Below are 4,155 nucleotides of genomic sequence, written 5' to 3'. Positions count from 1 at the left end.
TGATCGGTCCCGAACCCTGTCAGCGTATAGCGTTTTATATGCTCGATGGATTCAAAGCCCTCGCGCACCGCGAGCTCGATATCCGCCGCTGTCGTGTCATTCTGCAGATCAACGAAATGCTTGGCCGTTCCTTCGCCGATCGGGCGGGCGCCGGGGACAATCCAGTAAGGCTCTATCGTCCCTATATCCGGCTCCTCCACGGCAAAGGAGACCTCTTCCTTCACGGAGTCAAAGCCAGTTTTTTGCGCGGCTTTCATTCCCGCCGCATTGCCCTCAACCAGGCAGTCAGAAAGCGCGAAGTTTCCGGTGATCGCGCCGGCAAATCCCTGCGCCTGAACCGGGGTTCCGGGAACGAAACAGGCCTGTTCCTCCCGATACTGAAGCTTGCCCTGTGACTGGCTGAACAAATGCACCACGGGACTCCAGCCGCCGGACATCGCCACCAGATCACAGTCAATCATCTCCGCCACAGAGGTATAGACCTTCGCCCCGGCCTGGATTTTCCGGACCTCGACGGCGGAGACGCGTTTGCCGCCCTTCACCCCGGTAATCGCGTGTCCGTTCAGAACCCTGATGTTAAGGGCCCGGGCCTCATCCGCGAGCTCGCTGCTAGTCTCCCGTCGGCAATCGACAATCGCTGCGATCTTCGCCCCGGCGGCTTGCATATCTATTGCCGTCTCGTAGGCGGCGTCATTATTCGTGAACAGCACCATGTTCTTGCCGGGCAGGACGCCGTAACGGTTAACATACGTCTGCACGGCCCCTGCAAGCATAATCCCCGGACGATCATTATTGGCAAACACAAGTGGCCGTTCATGGGCGCCGGTGGCCAGTACCACCTCTGCCGCGCGGACATGCCAGACCCGTTGTCGCACTTTACCTGCCCGCTGCGCCTGCGGCAGATGGTCGGTTTTCTGTTCCAGCACACAGAGATAATTCTGATCATAATAGCCGAAAGCGGTCGCGCGCGGGAGCAGGGTAACGTCATCCATAGCCTCAAGTTCTGCGCGGGCGGCGGCGATCCAGTCCACCGCGTCGAGACCGTCGATCTGCCGCGTGAGCGAAAGCAGGCTGCCGCCAAATTCGCTTTGTTCATCGACCAGGACAACCCGGGCACCAGCGCGGCCCGCAGCAAGCGCCGCCGCAAGCCCGGCGGGGCCTGCGCCAACCACCATGACATCCACATGCAGATGCATGTGATCATAGACGTCGGGGTCCTTGACCGTCGGTGCCTTGCCCCAGCCCGCGGCGCGGCGGATCACCGGCTCGTAAAGCCGCATCCACATGGCGCGCGGCCACATGAAGGTCTTGTTATAAAACCCGGCGGTGAAAATCTTGGCGAACAGGCCGTTGACGGCGCTGACATCGAACTCAACCGACGGCCAGACATTAACGCTGCTGGCGGTCAGGCTTTCATAAAGGGAGATCTGAGTCGCTCGGATATTAGGCTCCGTCGTCGCGCCCGTGTCGAGTTGCACCATGGAGTTCGGCTCTTCTGCCCCGGCGGCAACGATGCCCCGCGGCCGGTGATACTTGAAACTCCGCCCCAAAAGGTGCACCCCGTTGGCAAGCAGGGCCGAGGCCAGTGTATCCCCCTCATAGCCCGTATAGCTCCGGTCATTGAAGCTGAAGCGAAGCAGCTTGTCCCGATTGATGCGCCCCCCCGCCGGGGTCCGAAAACTGCCGCTCATGCTTTTGTTCCTTTGTCCGGTGAAAGATCCGGCGGCGTGCCCCCCATTTTATAGGTCGCGAGAATTTCATGGCTCGCGGTATTGCGGATGACATTGAACCAGCGGCGACAGCCATTGCTATGGCACCAGCGTTCAGCGAAGGGCCCTTTTATATTCCGTCGCATGAACAAGAAGTCCGCCCATTCCGCATCCGAAAGGGACGCGGGATCGTCGGGACGGGCGATATGGGCCTCTCCGCCATAATGAAATTCGGTTTCATGTCTCTTGCCGCACCAGGGGCAGTCAATATTCAGCATAAATTTTCCCCTCTAATGTGCGACGGCGGCGGCACCATGCTCGTCGATGAGCGCGCCGCTTTCAAACCGGTTGAGACTGAACGGAACATTGAGCGGGTGCGGCTCATTGCGGGCAACCGTATGGGCAAAGCTCCAACCCGATCCCGGCGTCGCCTTGAACCCGCCGGTTCCCCAGCCGCAATTGATGTAAAGCCCTTCAACCGGGGTTTTCGAGATAATCGGCGAGGCATCGGGGCAAACATCAACGATCCCGCCCCAGCTGCGCATCATCCGAACCCGGCTAAAGATAGGGAAAAGCTCAAGACAGGCCCCCAGTTGATGCTCAATCACATGGAAGCTGCCGCGCTGCCCGTAGGAATTATAGCTGTCGACCCCCGCCCCCATAACAAGTTCGCCCTTATCGGACTGGCTGACATAGACATGCACCGCGCCCGACATGACAACACAGTCGATAACCGGCTTGATCGGCTCAGAGACGAGCGCCTGCAACGGATGGCTCTCCACGGGCAGGCGCAGACCGGCCATATTTGCGACAACGGAACTATGCCCCGCCGTCACTATGGCTACCTTTTTAGCGCCGATAAATCCCCGGCTGGTGTCAACCCCAACGACCCTGCCGCCCTGCCGCCGGATACCACTCACCTCACAGTTCTGGATAATATCAACGCCGCGGGCATCGGCGGCGCGGGCATAGCCCCAGGCGACACTGTCATGGCGGGCGACGCCGCCGCGCCGTTGCAGGGTGGCGCCCAAAACCGGGTGACGTGTCTCTTTCGATATATTGATGATCGGGCAGAATTCCTTCACGCCTTCCGCATCCAGCCATTCGGCATCGACCCCGTTCAACCGGTTGGCATTGACCCGGCGTACACCCTCGCGGACATCGCCGAGGTTATGAGCAAGATTGAGGACGCCGCGCTGGCTCAACATTACGTTATAGTTAATATCCTGAGACAGGCCTTCCCAGAGTTGCAGCGATTTCTCATAAATCGCGGCACTTTCATCCCAGAGATAGTTGGAGCGGACAATTGTCGTATTTCGTGCCGTATTGCCCCCGCCAAGCCACCCCTTCTCCAGAACCGCGACATTGGTGATGCCGTGCTCTTTCGCAAGATAATAGGCGGTCGCCAGACCATGGCCGCCGCCGCCGATAATAATCACCTCATACTCAGGCTTCGGTTCCGGGCTCCGCCACTGGACTGGCCAGTTTTTATGATTACTGAGGGCGTTGCGGGCAATCGAAAGAATTGAATATTTGACCATACAACCGTCCCGTTTCATCAAATGAGGCCTGCCGGAGCAGTCTGTCAGCATATGGAATGTGCCATCTTAACCACTCTCAAATCCGTCACCAACTGTCATTTAGTAGAATATTAGCGACATTCGCAAGCAACGTCTTTACCGCTAACCGCATGCTGAAGAATTTACGTCGTTTCATGAATAGCCAGCGAATTTAAGGACAGCCACTGTGACAGGGGGAATAGGGAGCATGCCGCCCACAAGAGGCGGCGACTTAGAGGGTGAATTACAGCACCATGACTGACCAGCATCAAAAGCCCAAATCCGACATCGATATCGCTCAGGCCGCCTCAATGAAACGGATTGCCGAGGTGGCGCAGGAAAGCCTCGGGATCGATATCGATAATCTGGAACCCTATGGTCACTATAAGGCGAAGCTCTCGCTCGACTATATCAAGACCCTGAAAGACCGGCCTGACGGCAAGCTTATTTTGGTTACGGCGATGACGCCGACGCCCGCCGGAGAGGGAAAGACAACAACAACCGTGGGATTGGGGGATGGCCTTAACCGGATTGGCAAGAAAGCCATGATCTGCCTGCGGGAGCCCTCGCTCGGCCCCTGCTTCGGCATGAAGGGTGGTGCCGCCGGTGGTGGTTATGCGCAGGTCGTGCCGATGACCGATATCAACCTGCATTTCACGGGAGATTTCCACGCCATCGGGGTTACCAACAACCTGCTGGCGGCGCTCGTTGACAATCATATCTATTGGGGTAACCAGCTTGGTCTGGACGAGCGGCGGATTATCTGGCGGCGCGTTGTTGACATGAATGACCGGGCGTTGCGCAATATTGTCAACAGCCTTGGCGGCATTGCCGATGGATTTCCGCGCGAGGATCATTTCGATATTACCGTTGCCTCGGAAGTGATG

General features: G+C 58.1%; 4 protein-coding genes. 1 reads left to right on the top strand and 3 read right to left on the bottom strand.

Annotated features, from left to right (window positions below):
• The 3 genes from ACESNI_RS04350 to ACESNI_RS04340 form a co-directional block, all read right to left on the bottom strand.
• A partial coding sequence (locus ACESNI_RS04350) for a 2Fe-2S iron-sulfur cluster-binding protein (protein ID WP_373085251.1) occupies positions 1 to 1,691 on the bottom strand: 1,691 nt, incomplete at its 3' end.
• Positions 1,688 to 1,987, bottom strand: a complete 300-nt coding sequence (locus ACESNI_RS04345) for a sarcosine oxidase subunit delta (RefSeq protein ID WP_373085250.1) — start codon at positions 1,985 to 1,987, stop codon at positions 1,688 to 1,690. The genes ACESNI_RS04350 and ACESNI_RS04345, both read right to left, overlap by 4 nt.
• Before the next feature lie 12 nt (positions 1,988 to 1,999).
• Complete coding sequence (locus ACESNI_RS04340; protein WP_373085249.1) at positions 2,000 to 3,250, bottom strand: sarcosine oxidase subunit beta family protein; 1,251 nt, start codon at positions 3,248 to 3,250, stop codon at positions 2,000 to 2,002.
• 272 nt (positions 3,251 to 3,522) lie between these two features.
• Between ACESNI_RS04340 and ACESNI_RS04335 the strand changes: the two genes are divergently transcribed.
• Positions 3,523 to 4,155: formate--tetrahydrofolate ligase (locus ACESNI_RS04335; protein WP_373085248.1), on the top strand; the 633-nt coding region annotated here is incomplete at its 3' end.

Origin of the sequence: Sneathiella sp. (assembly GCF_041689005.1) — a bacterium.
Classification (GTDB): Bacteria; Pseudomonadota; Alphaproteobacteria; order Sneathiellales; family Sneathiellaceae; genus Sneathiella.
The sequence above is the reverse complement of the archived record's forward strand: the minus strand, read 5'-3'. Positions and strand labels throughout refer to the sequence as shown.